We start from the raw sequence: 14,822 nt of genomic DNA on the forward strand, positions 1-14,822 counted from the left end.
CCCCCCGAAGACCGCACGCCGCCCCCCTGACGCGTGGCCCTACCGGTCCAGCACCATCGTCCGGATGAAGCCCTTGGGGTGCCTCGCGTACGAGCGCAGGTGCATGGCCACGTCCACCATCCACGGCACCCAGTCCCCCGTGTCGATGACCGCGTCCACCGCCCTCTCCCGGTTGCGCGCGTACCACTCGCGCCACTGCTTCACCTCGTCCGAGCTCAGCCTCCCCGACAACCCCTGCGCCCTCAACAGCAGCTCGAAGATGCCCCGGTGGCAGTAGATGTACTGACCCGCCCCCTTCCACCCCAACGCCTCCCGCGCCACCTCGCCCAACCGGTCCTCGTGCCCACACGCCGCCTCGTACACGAACAGCGGCAGCGGGCTCCCCCGGGCAATATCGAACCCCATCTGGCTGTAGAAGCGCGGGTTGAAGTCGATGAGAAGCTGCTTCCCGCCCGCCCGGATGAACTCCACCTCGAACGTGCCGTGGTAGCCCAGCTTCATGCACAGCGCCCGCACCTTCTCCGCCAGCTCCGGCTCCACCGGCACTTCCTCGAAGCACAGGCCAATGCCCAGCTTGCGCGGCCGCTGCAGCACCTTCAGTGCCCCTCGCGCCACGAACAGCTCGCCCGTCCGGTCCACGAAGCCGCTCAGGCTGAAGATGTTCTGCGCCGCCTCCGTGTAGAAGGCCTGCACCATCGGCCGGTTCGCCTTCGCGTCGTAATCCAGCAGCTTCCGCCCGTACCGGTTGCGCTCCAGGAACTCCCGGTAGCGCGGCAACAGCTCGCTCGCGCGCTCCACCTGCGAGCCCTTCACGTGGCTCTCGAACAGGATCTGCGTCTGCGGCTTGAGCAGCACCGGGAAGCGCGCCTCGGCCGCCACCTTCTCCAGGTCCCCCTCGCCCTCCGGGAACCACGTGTCCGGCACGTCCAGCCCCACGTCCTTGCACAAATCGTGGAGCCGCTTCTTGTTCAGCAGCCCGTAGATGACGTCCACCCCCGGCTGGTACATCCGGAAGTGCTGGCCCAGCTCCTCGCGGTGCAGGGCGAACAGCCACGCCATGTCATCACTCGTCGGGTAGAGCACGTGCCCCGGCTCCGCCTCGCCGAAGCGCATCAGCCACTCCAGGAAGGCGTCCGAGTCACCCACGTCCGGGCACTCCACCCGCCTCGTCACGTAGCGGCTCCAGCGCGCCGGCGCCAGCAGCTTGGACTCGGCCACGGTGACCGGTATCCCCAAACGGCCCAGGCTGCGCACCGCGGCCAGCGTGCCGTAGTAGTCGGCCATCGTCAGCAGGATGGGGGGACGGGACTGCGTCGTCATGGTGTCGGCTTCCTCGTGTCTCTCAGCCCGGGTTCACCGGCGTGCTCACCACCGGCTGCGGCGCCTCGGCCACCGGCTTCTTCGAGCGCCAGTCGAAACGGTCCTTCAGCTTCAGGAACGGCTTCTCGAAGTAGCGGTAGCTCAGCGTCGCGAAGATGATGCTCAGCGCCAGCGTCAGCACGTAGTACAGCGGCAGGTTGTGCGGCACCACCCGGCGCACGATGTTCAGCGAAATCATGTGCATCAGGTAGATGCCGTACGTGATGGAGCCCACGTAGCGCAGCCACTTGTGGTCGATCAGCGGCGCCAGCACGTGGTTCGGCCGGATGCACATCGCCAGCACCATCAGCGTCAGCAGCAGCGAGGACACCCACAGCGGCGTGTTGTAGTTGTAGATGGCGAAGAACACCAACACCACCATCACCGGCACGCTCCACACCTGCCCCAGCACCTTCCACGTCCACGCGAAGGGCTTGGGGAAGTGCACCAGGTACGCCGACAGACAGCCCATGCACACCGAGATGGAGATGCTCGCCAGAATCCGCACCCACAGGTGCCGCGTGTCCAGGAAGCCCGTCTTCGTCGCCCAGCCCATGAAGATGCCCACCGCCAGCATCCCCGACATGAACACCACCGGGCCCCACGTGCTCTTGAAGTAGCGCACCACGAAGGGCCACAGCAGGTAGAACTGCTCCTCGGTGGCCATGGACCACGCGAAGTAGAAGATGATGCGCCCCTCTTCCAGGTTGATGAACCAGTTCGACGTGTACGTGAGGTAGTACTTCACGTTGTCGAAGAAGGCCCCGCGCACCACCTGGTCCGTCTCGAAGAGCGAGACGAGCACGATGTAGAGCGCCGTCACCGCGTAGTAGAGCGGGAAGATGCGCAGCGAGCGCCTCGCGTAGAACCCCTTGAGCGAGATGGTCCCCGTCTGGGCGCGCTCGCGCAGCAGCAGCGTCGTAATCAAGAATCCGCTGATGGCGAAGAAGAGCGAGACGCTCAGGTAGAAACGGCCCACCAGCCCCTCGCGCGCCTCCAGCACGTGGTAGAGCACCACCGCGAAGATGGCGAGGGCTCGCAGCCCGTCCAGGGCTCCGAAGGTCTTGGTGCGGAGAAAGGCTTGATGGGCGGTCTGGGCGGATTCCATGCGCGCCTTCAGCAACGCAGAATTCCCCGCCCACGACAAGGGTGCGCAGAACGCGCCCCGGCCTTGCCGCTAGCGCACCGCTCGCCCGCCCGGCGGCTCTCCCGTCTCCCCCGAGCGCCGCACCTCGGCCACGTGCGCGAAGTAGATGGGGATGCCCAGCACGTACCGGCTGAAGAGCCGCTTGGGCTCCACCGCCAGCCGGAACAGCCACTCCATCCCCACCTTGCGCATCACCACCGGCGCCCTCGGCACCTTGCCGCCGATGTAGTCCAGGATGGCGCCCCCATTCACGATGAGCACCGGGTGCGTGAGCGCCTCGCGCAGCTTCACCGACACCTCCTCCTGCTTGGGCATGCCCATCGCCATGATGATGAGGTCCGGCTTCGTCTCCGCCGCCAGCCGCAGGTACGTCTCCGGCGGGTCGAACCCCTCCTGGCTCGCCACCACGTTCAGCCCCCACCCCTCGAGCGTGCGCCGCGCGTTGTCCAACCACGGCGAGCGCGTCCCGAAGAGCGCCACCTTCCGGCCCTTGAAGGTGCGCGCCACCTTGGGGATGAAGTCCGTGCCGTTCATGTTCAGCCCGAACGGCCGCTGGAAGGCCTTCAGCCCCAGCTTCACCCCGATGCCGTCTCGCAACACCATGTCCGAGCGCAGCAGCCCTTCCAGCATGCCTGGTTGATTCCACCCCAGGTTCACCGCGTGCGCGTTGAGGAAGGAGAGGATGAAGGGACGGGTGGGGCGGGAGAGCTCGTCGAGCAGCGCCTGCTCGGCCGCCTCGTCGTCGATGATGTGAAGTCGGTTCATCAGCGCCATGAAGTTGTGCGCGCGCTCGGACTTCGTGGGCTCCTGGCTCGCCATGCGTCCTCCTGAGGGGGCGAGAGGATAGTGGACCCGGGCGGGTACCGGAACGGCTTGACGGGGGGTTCGGTCCGGACCCGCGCCGGGTGACGGGTGACCTCGCCCCAGGCCCCGAGTGTCCTCGGCCAACGGAGATACGCACGCCCACCGCCATGTGGTGAACGGCCGGGTCACACTTCCGGACAGTGCACGACGGTGCCCTCGTGGCCCGTGTCTAGCTTTTGGAGTCCACGACGCAGCGCACATTGCGCGGAGGACGGCGCCTTATGCAGGAGCTTCACTTCCTTTCGGCCCACCGGCTCGCGGCCCTGGTCCGTACCCGCGAGGTCTCGGCCCGGGAGTTGCTCGAAGTCCACCTCGGACAGGTGAGCCGGCACAACGCGCGCCTCAACGCCCTCATCACCCTGGATGAGGAACGGGCCCGCGAACGCGCCCTCCAGGCCGACGAGGCCACCGCCCGCGGCGAGTCCTGGGGGCCCCTCCACGGTGTCCCCATCACCATCAAGGACTCGTTCATGACGGCCGGGGTGCGCACCACCAGCAGCTACAAGCGGCTGCGCCACCACATCCCCTCGCACGACGCCACCGTCGTCGCCCGCCTCAAGGCCGCCGGCGGCATCCTCCTGGGCAAGACGAACCTGCCCACCCTCACGTTGGATTTGCAGACCAGTGGGCACCTCTTCGGCCGCGCCAGCAATCCCTGGGATGAGTCGCGCACGCCCGGGGGGAGCACCGGTGGCGGTGCGGCAGCCGTGGCCGCGGGCATGTCTCCCTTCGAGGTGGGCAGCGACCTGGGGGGCTCCATCCGCGTCCCCTCGCACTACTGCGGCGTGTTCGGCTTCAAGCCCACCGAACACCGCGTCCCCATCTCCGGGCATATTCCGCCGTTGCCTGGCCGCCCCCGGGGTGTGAGGTATGAGGGCGCCGCCGGGCCCCTTGCTCGCTGCGTGGAGGATTTGCGGCTCGGGCTCAAGCTGCTCGCCGGGCCGGATGATGAGGACTTCGATGTGCCTCCGCTTCCCGTGCGCGAGGTGCCTCCGCGTGAGCCTCGCCACTACCGCATCGCCTGGACCGATGACTTCGGCGGCCTCCCCGTCACCCGGGAGACCCGTACCGCATTGGAGAAGCTCGCGCGCACCCTGGAAGGGCTCGGGTGCCGCGTGGAGCGTGCGGCGCCCAAGGGCATCAACTACGACGAGCTGTGGGAGGTGTGGGGCCGCGTGCTCGGCGCGGAGATCGGCTCCGAGATGCCCTTCCTGTTCCGCTTCGCCATCAGCGTGCGATTCAACGCCATGCGCGGCGAGGCCACCCTCAACCGCGGCGTCATCCGTGGGATGCAGATTGAAATGCCCGAGTACATCGAGGCACTCGCCATCCGCGACCGGATTACCGGACAGGTCGAATCATTTCTCTCCGACTGGGATGCGTGGCTGTGTCCCGTCTCCGTGGGACAGGCCTTCACCCACCGGCCCAGCGGCGAATGGATTGAAGTGGATGAGCAGCACGTGCCCTATATGGCTGGCACCGCGGGCTATACCTCCGTGTTCAACCTCACCGGACACCCCGTGGTCGTGCTGCCTCTGACTCAGTTGGTGGATTCACCGCTGCCCCTGGGTATCCAGGTGGTGGGGCGCCGGTGGCTCGATGAGGAATTGCTCGCCCTCTCCGAGTCACTGGCCCACATCACCGGGGCGTTTCGCAAGCCTCCGGGGTTCTGAGCCGCGCGCCTCCGCGCGTCCTCTCCGCGTGCCCGCCACTGCCCATCCGCGCGCCCTCCCCTCTCCCCCCGGGAGAGGAGCCCCCCGTCGTTCAAAGGGGGGGCAAGCCCCCCGGGGTGAGGGTATCGGGCATCCCAGGTTGAATCCGCGTCACCCCATCCGGGCCCCGCTTCATCACCGTCCCGCGAGCCGTCGTCCCCGATGACCAGAGCCACGCGCCCGCTCCGTAAGGGGAAATGTGGCTCGTAGGCCGGAAAGGACGATGCAAATGACGAATCCGAAGAGGAGGAAGCTGTTCCTGGCCGTGTGCGCTGTCGTGGCGGTTGGCTGTGGGCCCGTAGACGAGCCGGAACTGGAGGCGGCAGGACACGAGCCTGAAATGTTCTCCGCCCAGGCGCTCTCGTTCACCACGGAGGGCGTGGTCCATCAATGGACCGAGACGAAGTACGGCACCTGCCGCAGGTATGAGGACGTGGAGCTCTGTAGCGGCCCCATCTTCGACAACGTCTGCGGCTACCAGTGCCCGATTGGCTCGACCTGCAAGCTGTTTCCCGAGCAAGGAGCCTCCCGGTGCTGCAGGACAGAGCGGAGGTGCGTGGAGCAGGACGTCTGGACCTGTACCCACTTTGACGGGCAGTGCTCGGGAACCTGGACCTTCTGGAACCCATACCGGGAGCGCTGCGTCATCGTGGACGGCGTCAGCCAGTGCACCACCGGCTACAACCAGTTTCCCTGGATCATCAAGTGCTCCAACGGCCATCAGGAGCAGAACAACGCGTTCTGCATGTGGTGAAGCCGAGGTGCCGCGCCAGAAAGCCAGACTCCCGGGATCGCTCCGTATGGAGGAAATGAGGGAGGACAAGCCATGAACCCTGGAGAACCCATGCTGGCGGACCACCGGCTGCTGACGGCGCTGGGCTCGCTGGCCTCGACGGTGTCGGGAGAGATGAGCAACCCGCTGGCCTTCATGCTGTCCAATCTCGCCTATGCGTGCGAGGAGCTGGGCCGGCTGAGCCAGTCGCTCCACGGGGAGGGGGGGAGCCTGGCCCGGGAACTGGAGGAGGTACGGGAGGCCCTGTCCGAGACGGCGGAGGGGGCCCACCGGCTGGAGCACCTCCTGAAGGAGCTGCGCAAGCTCGCGGGCCAGACGCGGGTACTCTACTCCTGGCAGCAAAGCCCCGCCCCCACCCGCCCAGAGGCCCCGGGTCCGGAGGCGAGCGGATTCCGCCGCGCCCGACAGCCAGACTCCGGAGGACGCTCCGTATGGCAGGGTAGGAACCGCCGAGTGCCTGAACCCAGGTGGGCAGTCACACCCACGGTGAAGGGAGAAGACGTGCTGCCAGCAAACGACCGAGCCACCCTGGAGGCCTTCCGCAGAGGAGAGCCGTCCGTCCTCACCCAGGTCTACCGCACCTACTCGCCCGAGGTGGAGCGCTACCTGTCACGGCGATTCCTGGTCCGCTCGCAGGCGGGCACCCGCCCGGTGTCGCTCACGCCGCTGGACCTGGACTCTGCCCACCAGGAGACATTCGTCCGCGCCTTCCGGCCCTCCATGCGGCTGGCCTACGACGGGGTGCGGCCCTACCTGGGCTTCCTGCTCACCATCGCGAACTCCACCGCCATCGACCTGATGCGCGCCTCGGGCCGGGTCGCCCGCGAGTCCATCTCCCTGGACGAGGCGCCGCACCTGCAGCAGGTCCCCGGCGAGACACCCGGCCCCGAGGAGCAGGCCATGGAGGCCGAGGTGCGCCGCCTGGTGCGCCACTTCCTGGAGGGCCTGCCCGAGCAGGAGCGCGACCTGGCCCGGCTGCGCTTCATGGAGGGGCTGTCCCAGGAAGCCGCCGCCGAGCGCCTGGGGCTGACGCGGGCCGAGCTGCGCGTGCGCGAGCGCCGCCTGCGGGTGCAGTTCACCGAGTACCTGAAGGCCTCGGGCTGGCTGGAGTCCCTGCCCACGCCGCAGCAGCGCGAGCTGGCCGTCATTCTCGCGTTCAGCGTCCTGGGCACGCTGGGGAGCATGCCGTGAGCTGGTTCGAGCGACACATCGACCGTTGGATGGAGGCGTGGGCCCTGGGAGAGCTGACGTCCTCCCAGGCCACCCGGCTGCTGCGTCACGCGCACACCTGTGAGCGGTGCGGCCACCTGTACGAGCAGTGGGTGCGGGCCCACCGCATGTTCGAGAGCGGAGACGTGAACGTCCCCACGCCCGCGGAGAGCCTGGCGCGACGGGCCTCGGGACTGGAGGCCGCCCTGGCCGCTGCGGCGCCTGCGCCGGTCCGGGTGCGCTGGCCGGCCCTGGTCGCCCTGCTGGGGACGATGGCCGCCGCCGCGTTCGGGGTGCTGCTGGTGGTGGGGCGACTCACTCCGTCCAACGTGCAGGAGTGGCAGCCACGCGGGGTGGGCATGCCATCGCCCAGCGCCGCGATGCGCCTCTTCTGCGCCACGCCGGGCCAGCCTCTGCGCGAGCTGGTGGGTCCGGAGGACACGTGCCCACCAGGTGCCAAGCTCGCCTTCGCCGCGGGAGCTGAATCACCGCTCTCGCACGTGGCGGTGCTGGCGTACAAGGAGGTGCAGCCGGACAGCGGGGGCCAGATGGTAGTGGCGGAGGCGTCCATGGAGCCGCGACCCCAGACAGTGAGGCCCCCGCCGCCCGAGGATGAGGGGCCGTGGCGGCACAAAGGAGGACCCTTTCCCGTGGGCGGCAGGCCCGGCCAGGAGGCGCCGCTCGAGTTGACGATCCAACTGCCCTCCTCGCCGGGCAAGAAGGTGGTGGTGGAGGCGGCCTTCGCCTCCGGCCCGGAGGCAGCACTCCAGGATCTGCTCGCACCACGGGCCCAGGTGAAGGGAGTGATGAGGCGGCAACTCGTACTTCTCCAGGAGGACCGATGAGGACTCTTGTCATCCTGCTCGGGCTCGCCACGCTGCTGGCCGCGCCGTCCGCCCCCGGTGCGCCCGGGGTGCGCCGTGCGCTCGTCATCGCCCACAATGGCAGTGACGATGCGCGATTGAAGCCGCTGCGCTACGCGGATGACGACGGCGTGCTGTGGGCGGAGATGCTGCAACGGCTGGGAGTGGAAACGACACTGCTGGTGGACCCGGACGAGTCCACGCGTCAATCCCGCCGGCCCGTGCTCGCAGGCGCCCGGACGCCTACGCCCCAGGAGGTGGCCCGCGAGGTGGCGCGGCTGCGCGCCACGCACCTGGCGGAACGTGAGGCCGGGCGGGAGACGGACGTGCTCGTCATCTACGTGGGCCATGGCAACACCGACGAGGCCGGGCGCTCCTACTTCACCCTCGCCGGGGGCCGGCTGGACCGCTCCTCCTTCTATGCGCAGGTGGTGGACGCGCTCGCGGCGGACTACGTGCACGTCATCGTGGATGCCTGCCGGGCCTCGGGCGTGGTGGGCCGGCGAGGACAGGCGGACGCGGCGGTGCTGGAGGAGCTGCAGGGAATGCTCGAGCGCGAGCAGCTCGCCGCTCGGCCCCACGTGGGCGCCCTCTTCGCCGAGAGCGACAACGGCGAGACACACGAGTGGTCCGGCATCCGCGCGGGTGTGTTCAGCCATGTGGCGCGCTCCGGGCTGATGGGCGGCGCGGACGTCAACGCCGATGGCATGGTGGAGTACAGCGAGCTGGGTGCCTTCATCACCGCCGCGCTGAAGGGAGTGGAGTCCATGCCCTCCCGACTCACCGTGTACACCTTCGCCCCGGTTGGCGCCCCCCGGCGCCCGATGGTGGGTCCCGCGCCCCAAGGGCCGCTGCTCGTCCTTCCGGCCCACCTCGAGGACACCCGCCTCTCCATCGAGGACGAAGCAGGCCTCCGGCTCGCGGACGTCCGGCGGGTGGACGGCCAATCGGTGGAGCTGCACCTGCCCGAGCGCAAGGTCTACTGGGTACGCACTCCCACGAGGGAGGCCCGGGTCGAGCGCTCACAGCTTGGCGAGCGGTCGCTGCGATTCCAGCCGCGCGAGGCGCCCCTGGTGGTGCGCGGCCCCATCGAGGAGGCACTGCTGCAGGGGCTCTTCAGCATCCCGATGGATCGCCCCTTCTATGAGCAATACGTGACGAGCGAGGGCCTGGTGCCGGTGGACTTCTCCGGTTGGCGGGCGCCCCGACCCATGCACAGGGAGCCCGGCGGGTGGGAATGGGGCGTGGGCGTGTACCGGGCGCCCCTGGAGCAGTCCCTCCTCGCCACCGGGCCGAGCGTGGCGTGGCGAAGTGCCACCCTGGGCAGCGGCTACTACGGGCTGCGCTCCGCCTATGCGCTGACGCCATTCGCGAGGAGTGACGTGCGCCTGCACCGGCTCACGGTCCAGGCCCTCGGGGGCCTGGTCCAGGAGATGGGGCCGGTGTCTGGTTTCATGGAAGCCGCCGCGGGCTGGGCGCTGGTGGGACTGACCTACCCGGAGGGGACCCAGGGAGACCCGAAGGTGTTCGCGGGCCACCTGGCGCTGGGCTTCCGGTTGCCAACCGCCGTAGGCGCCCTCCGGCTGCGCGGCATGGTGGGCTCCGACTACATCACCGTGGATGACCAGGGCCGATGGGACCTGTCGTACGGCATCGAGCTGACCCTGCAGCGCTGAGGCATGGCTCCTCCAGAAAGGCCCTCTTGCTCCCCGTGCACCCCCACCTGCTCGTGGCTGCCACCTGCCCCCCTTCATGAAGGAGGGCAAGGCCTACGCGGGCCATGGCCGCTTCGTCTTCTTCAACGCCGCCGGGGACCAGCTGCTGGTCATTCTCCAGGCGGATCCCGAGGCGGGGATGACGCAGGACCACGGCATCGTCCTCTACTGAGGCTCAGTCCACGTGCGCGTCCGGGTCCCCCTCCCCGAGCGCCATCGGACCGAACGGACCCGGGGGCACCCCGGCATGGGTCTGGGGAATCGACTGGCACCGATGACCCGGACGAGAGACCCGCTCCGTACTACCGGTAACCCTTCTCTCGCAGGAAGGCCCTCGTGATACCCGCACGTCTCCACCTTCTCGTGGCCATCACCCTCATCCTCCTGCTGCCGGGTGCTTGCACTCCCCTCCAGGAAGACACGCTCCACGGGCGCAACGCCCCGCCCGTGGCCCGCCCGGTGCTCTTGGGTACCACCCATCTCCTCCACGAGCCGGTGACGCTCGATGGCAGCCGGAGCTTCGATCCGGAGGGAGCGCTCCTCACCTTCTCCTGGAGCCTCGTCTCCCGCCCCCCCGGCAGCAAGAAAGAGCTCCTCTCCACCCTCGCCCGTCCCAGCATCACCCCCGACGTGATGGGCGATTATGTCATCCAACTGGTGGTCAGTGACGACACCCAGGAGTCCGAGCCAGCGACCGTCGTCCTCACGACCGCCACCGCCAACAGGCGGCCGCAGGCTCATGCCGTCACGGAGGTCTCCGCCGTGGTGGACACCGCCCTCTCCCTGTCTGGCGAGGGCTCGGATGCGGATTGGAATCGACCCACCTACTTCACCTACTCCTGGACACTCACCCGGCGGCCCCCGGGTAGTACCGCCGTCTTGAGCGGGGCGGACACCGCCACCCCCACCTTCACGCCCGACGTGGCGGGGGACTACCAGTTCGTCTTCACGGTGAGCGATGGCCTGGACACCAGCCCCCCCGTCACCGTCACCCTCACCGCCCACCCTCCCATCCACCCACTCCCCCACCAGGTCCTCGACGCCGAATACAGCCAGACGCTCGACCGGCTGGTGATGGTGTCCGACAACCCCAACGCCCTCTACGTGTATGACCCGGTGACACGCACCGAGACCGCGGTGGCCCTTCCCAAGGCTCCCACCTCCGTCAGCGTCGGGCCCGATGGCCTCTTCGCCGCCGTGGGCCATGATGCCCTCGTCTCCTACGTCGACCTCTCCACGCCCACGCTCCTGAAGACCCTGCCCTTGAGCATCGCTGTCTTCGACCTCGTCCTCGCGGGCAATGGCTACGCGTATGCCTTCCCGGGAAAAGCCCCGTGGGAGCAGGCGGGGAGGATTCACTGCATCCAGCTATCCACCGGCGTGGTGACGCTGAGCAGCGGCGACCGCCTCTCCTCGGACACCCAGGCCCGCCTGCACACCCGTGGTACCTCCATCTACGCTGGCCGCGGCATCCTCAAGAAGTACGACATCTCCCAGGGGACAGCCCGGGTGTCCGACGCCTCGGGCTCCTCGACTGACCATCCCGCGTGTGGCGACTTGTGGTTCTCCGAGGACGGCAGCCGCATCTTCACCGGCTGTGGCAACACCTTCCGCGCCTCCAACGCTCCGTCCGAGGACCTGACCTACGCGGGCTCGCTACCGTTCTACATCCGGCACCTGAGCCACTCCACCGGGGCCCACCGCATCGCGCTGCTCAGCGGCTCCTCCGCCCCGGACGACACGAAGGTCCACTTCTTCACGCCCGACTTCCTCGCCCCCGACAGGAGCGTCTTGCTGCCCCCGTTCATGAAGGAGGGGAAGGCCTACGCGAGCCATGGACGCTTCGTCTTCTTCACCGCGGCCGGGGACCAGCTGCTGGTCATCCTCCAGACCAGCCTGGGCTCCGGCATGCCCGACGACTACGGCCTCTTCACCTACTGAGTTTCGACATGTCCCTGCGCCTTCATTGCCTGCTGGCCGCGAGCACCCTGCTCTGCGCCTGCCAGCTCTCCGGACCTCCCGTGGCCCGCATCAGCTTTTCCCCTTCACTGAGCAACGCGACCCACCGCTGGCCCGTGGTGCTCGACGGCAGCCAGAGCTCCGATCCGGAGGGAGCGGCCCTCACCTTCGCCTGGTCCTTCATCTCCCGTCCCTCCGGCAGCCACGCCGTGCTCCTGGAGCCGGCCTCCGCCAGACCCTCTTTCAAGGCCGACCAGAAAGGGGATTACAAGGTCCAGCTGGTGGTCAGCGATGGCCTGAGCTGGTCCGAACCCGCCACCGCCATCGTCAGGATAGAGAACCAGAGGCCACAGGCAGACTCCGACATGGGGCTCGAAGCCGGTGTGGTGGGCACCCCCTTCACCTTTTCAGGCCATGGCTGGGATTGGGATAGCGGTCCGATCAACGACTCGCTCACCTACTCCTGGACGCTCACCCAGCGGCCTCCAGGCAGCACCGCCGTCCTGACCGGAGCGGACACCGCGACGCCCTCCCTCACTCCCGACGTGGAAGGGGAGTACCGGCTCGCGTTCGTGGTGGGGGATGGCCTGGAGACGAGCCCCTCCGTCACCGTCACCCTCGCCGCACACCGTCCCATCCAGCTGCTCGGCCACCGTGTCGCCGACGCCGGGTACAGCAAAGCGCTCGACCGGCTGGTGATGGTGTCCGAGTTCCCCAACGCCCTCTACGTGTATGACCCGGCGACGCGCACCGAGACCGCGGTGGCCCTTCCCAAGGCCCCCCTCTCCGTCAGCATCGGGCCCGATGGCCGCTTCGCCGCCGTGGGCCATGAAGCCCTTGTCTCCTACGTCGACCTCGCCACCCCCAGGCTCCTGAAGACGCTGCCGGTGAGCGCCAACAGCTTCGAGCTGGTCCTCGCGGGCAATGGTTACGCGTATGCCTTTCCGGGAGGTGGCCAGGGGGAACAGCCGGCGAGGATTCACAGCATCCACCTCGCCACAGGGACGGTGACGCTGAACGACGGCCCGTCCATCGTCGCTGGCAACCGGGTCCGCCTACACCCCGGCGGCACCGCCCTCTACGCCGCCGAGCGCTGGACCGACCCGAACGGCCTCGAGAAGTACGACATCTCCGGGGGAACGGCCCAGGTGCTCTACGACTCGCCCTCCGCCACCGAGTCCCCCCCGTGTGGAGACCTCTGGTTCTCCGAGGAAGGTGACCGCATCTTCACCCGCTGCGGCAACACCTTCCGCGCCTCCTCCATCCGCTCCGAGGACATGCGCTATGTGGGGGTGCTCCCGAGCGCGGGCAACATCCGTCACCTGAGCCACTCCACCGCGGCCGGACGGATTGCCCTGGTGCTGGACCCCGAAGACCCCAACGTCCCTCCTATGCCGGTGCAAACGCAGGTCCACCTCTTCAGGCCAGACCTCACCTTCGACAGGAGCGTGCCCCTACCGCCCTTCGTGAGGAGGGGCAGGGCCTACGCGGGCCTTGGCCGCTTCGTCTTCTTCACCTCCGCCGGAGACAAGCTGGTGGTGCTCCTCCAGGCCCCTCTCGAATCCGCGATGCTCAACGATTACGGCATCATCACCTACTGAGACCCTGGAGAGAGCTCCATGCCGCTGAGTCTTCGCCTTGCGCTGCTCGTGTTCGCGCTGCACTGCGCCTGCCAGCCCTTGCGGCCCGATGAGGCCTATGCCCCCGTGGCCCGTATCCGCCCCTCGTACTCGGTGACACGCCTCCTTCCCGTCGTGCTCGACGGAAGCGAGAGCTCGGATCCGGATGGAGATCCCCTGACCTTCGCCTGGTCCTTCCGCTCCCGCCCCTCCGGCAGCGTTGCCACGATCGCGGAGCCGGAAGCCAGCAGCACCCGATTCTTTCCGGACCTGAGGGGGGAGTACGTCGTCCAGCTGGTGGTCAGCGACGGAAAGCGCACGTCCCCTGCCGCCACCATCCACTTCACCCTGTTGAACGCGCCACCGACGACCTGGGCCAACGAGAAGTTCATCACCATCGTGGGCACTGCCATCCACCTTCCAAGCTTTGGCATGGATCAGGATGGAGATCCGCTCACCTACTCCGGGACGCTCACCCAGCGGCCTCCAGGCAGCGCCGCCGTCTTCAATGGGACGTACACCCTCCCTCCCACCTTCACGCCCGACGTGGCGGGGGACTACCAGTTCGTCTTCACGGTGAGCGATGGCCTGGACACCAGCCCCCCCGTCACCGTCACCCTCACCGCCCACCCTCCCATCCACCCACTCCCCCACCAGGTCCTCGACGCCGARTACAGCCAGACGCTCGACCGGCTGGTGATGGTGTCCGACARCCCCAACGCYCTCTAYGTGTATGACCCGGTGACACGCACCGAGACCGCGGTGGCCCTTCCCAAGGCTCCCACCTCCGTCAGCGTCGGGCCCGATGGCCTCTTCGCCGCCGTGGGCCATGATGCCTTCGTCTCCTACGTCGACCTCTCCACGCCCACGCTCCTGAAGACCCTGCCCTTGAGCATTGATGTCTTCGACCTCGTCCTCGCGGGCAATGGCTACGCGTATGCCTTCCCACGTTCGAAGCAGTCGGCGGGAATCCACTGCCTCGACCTCTCCACTGGCGTGGTGACGCCGAGCAGCGGCCCCGCGGACTTCCGGGCCCGCCTGCACCCTGGTGGGGCCCTCTACGGCGTCGGAGGAGGACTCTCCCCGAGCGGCATCGCGAAGTACGACATCTCCCAGGGACCGGCCCAGTTGCTCTACGACTCGCCCTACCGCAGCGACCAGCCCACGTGCGGAGACCTCTGGTTCTCAGAGGACGGCGCTCGCCTCTTCACCCGTTGCGGCAGAACCTTCCGCACCTCCAGCATCCAGTCCAAGGACATGCTCTACGCGGGCTCGATACCAGAGCCCCTCATCCAGCACCTGAGTCACTCCACCGCGGCGGACCGCATCGCGCTCGTGCCAGACCCCGGGACTGCATTCCCCGGCAAGCAGCTGGAGGACACGAAGGTCCATCTCTACACAGCTGGATTCCTCGACCTCGACAGGAGCATGCCGCTGTCCCCCTTCATGAAGGAGGGCATGGCCTACGACAGCCACGGCCGCTTCGTCTTCTTCAACGCCGCAGGGGACAAGCTGTTGGTCATCCTCCAGGCGGACCCGGAGGCCGCGATGCCACAGGACTACGGCATCGTCACCTACTGAG

At 68.2% G+C, this 14,822-nt stretch carries 12 protein-coding genes; 9 read left to right on the forward strand and 3 right to left on the reverse strand.

The features are described from left to right. Positions 1-39: 39 nt before the first annotated feature. From BO221_RS07305 to BO221_RS07315, 3 genes are all read right to left on the reverse strand, one after another. The gene (locus BO221_RS07305; protein WP_073559664.1) at positions 40-1,320 is read right to left on the reverse strand and encodes a carbamoyl-phosphate synthase; all 1,281 of its coding nucleotides are present in this window, start codon (positions 1,318-1,320) and stop codon (positions 40-42) included. Between the two features lie 22 nt (positions 1,321-1,342). Beyond that, entirely contained in the window at positions 1,343-2,467 is a 1,125-nt protein-coding gene (locus BO221_RS07310; protein ID WP_073560248.1) for an acyltransferase, read from the reverse strand. Between the two features lie 69 nt (positions 2,468-2,536). After that, entirely contained in the window at positions 2,537-3,325 is a 789-nt protein-coding gene (locus BO221_RS07315; RefSeq protein WP_073559666.1) for a WecB/TagA/CpsF family glycosyltransferase, read from the reverse strand. A 266-nt stretch (positions 3,326-3,591) separates the two neighbouring features. Between BO221_RS07315 and BO221_RS07320 the strand changes: the two genes are divergently transcribed. The 9 genes from BO221_RS07320 (at position 3,592) to BO221_RS07355 (ending at position 14,821) form a co-directional block, all read left to right on the forward strand. After that, entirely contained in the window at positions 3,592-5,043 is a 1,452-nt protein-coding gene (locus tag BO221_RS07320; RefSeq protein ID WP_073559668.1) for an amidase, read from the forward strand. Between the two features lie 268 nt (positions 5,044-5,311). After that, positions 5,312-5,836, forward strand: a complete 525-nt coding sequence (locus BO221_RS07325) for a hypothetical protein (protein ID WP_143195320.1) — start codon at positions 5,312-5,314, stop codon at positions 5,834-5,836. 72 nt (positions 5,837-5,908) lie between these two features. Then, positions 5,909-7,066: an RNA polymerase sigma factor gene (locus tag BO221_RS55945; RefSeq protein ID WP_233165771.1), complete on the forward strand. Its 1,158-nt coding sequence runs from the start codon at positions 5,909-5,911 to the stop codon at positions 7,064-7,066. Then, positions 7,063-7,929, forward strand: coding sequence for an anti-sigma factor (locus BO221_RS07335; RefSeq protein WP_073559671.1), 867 nt, complete (start codon positions 7,063-7,065; stop codon positions 7,927-7,929). The genes BO221_RS55945 and BO221_RS07335 overlap by 4 nt, the downstream gene beginning before the upstream one ends. Next, complete coding sequence (locus BO221_RS07340; RefSeq protein WP_073559673.1) at positions 7,926-9,623, forward strand: caspase family protein; 1,698 nt, start codon at positions 7,926-7,928, stop codon at positions 9,621-9,623. The genes BO221_RS07335 and BO221_RS07340 overlap by 4 nt, the downstream gene beginning before the upstream one ends. A gap of 76 nt (positions 9,624-9,699) precedes the next feature. After that, the gene (locus BO221_RS57025; RefSeq protein WP_255408440.1) at positions 9,700-9,834 is read left to right on the forward strand and encodes a hypothetical protein; all 135 of its coding nucleotides are present in this window, start codon (positions 9,700-9,702) and stop codon (positions 9,832-9,834) included. 164 nt (positions 9,835-9,998) lie between these two features. Continuing rightward, positions 9,999-11,603, forward strand: coding sequence for a YncE family protein (locus tag BO221_RS07345; RefSeq protein ID WP_143195321.1), 1,605 nt, complete (start codon positions 9,999-10,001; stop codon positions 11,601-11,603). Positions 11,604-11,611: 8 nt separating this feature from the next. Beyond that, complete coding sequence (locus tag BO221_RS07350; protein ID WP_073559675.1) at positions 11,612-13,222, forward strand: YncE family protein; 1,611 nt, start codon at positions 11,612-11,614, stop codon at positions 13,220-13,222. 18 nt (positions 13,223-13,240) lie between these two features. Then, complete coding sequence (locus BO221_RS07355) at positions 13,241-14,821, forward strand: YncE family protein (protein ID WP_073559676.1); 1,581 nt, start codon at positions 13,241-13,243, stop codon at positions 14,819-14,821. The last annotated feature ends 1 nt before the right edge of the window (position 14,822 follow it).

Origin of the sequence: Archangium sp. Cb G35, assembly GCF_001896145.1 — a bacterium.
GTDB lineage: Bacteria > Myxococcota > Myxococcia > Myxococcales > Myxococcaceae > Archangium > Archangium violaceum.

Coding starts and splice junctions, on each gene's coding strand:
- BO221_RS07305 (WP_073559664.1), bottom strand. CDS start 1,320: ATGACGACGCAGTCCCGTCCCCCCATCCTGCTGACGATGGCCGACTAC.
- BO221_RS07310 (WP_073560248.1), bottom strand. CDS start 2,467: ATGGAATCCGCCCAGACCGCCCATCAAGCCTTTCTCCGCACCAAGACC.
- BO221_RS07315 (WP_073559666.1), bottom strand. CDS start 3,325: ATGGCGAGCCAGGAGCCCACGAAGTCCGAGCGCGCGCACAACTTCATG.
- BO221_RS07320 (WP_073559668.1), top strand. CDS start 3,592: ATGCAGGAGCTTCACTTCCTTTCGGCCCACCGGCTCGCGGCCCTGGTC.
- BO221_RS07325 (WP_143195320.1), top strand. CDS start 5,312: ATGACGAATCCGAAGAGGAGGAAGCTGTTCCTGGCCGTGTGCGCTGTC.
- BO221_RS55945 (WP_233165771.1), top strand. CDS start 5,909: ATGAACCCTGGAGAACCCATGCTGGCGGACCACCGGCTGCTGACGGCG.
- BO221_RS07340 (WP_073559673.1), top strand. CDS start 7,926: ATGAGGACTCTTGTCATCCTGCTCGGGCTCGCCACGCTGCTGGCCGCG.
- BO221_RS57025 (WP_255408440.1), top strand. CDS start 9,700: ATGAAGGAGGGCAAGGCCTACGCGGGCCATGGCCGCTTCGTCTTCTTC.
- BO221_RS07350 (WP_073559675.1), top strand. CDS start 11,612: ATGTCCCTGCGCCTTCATTGCCTGCTGGCCGCGAGCACCCTGCTCTGC.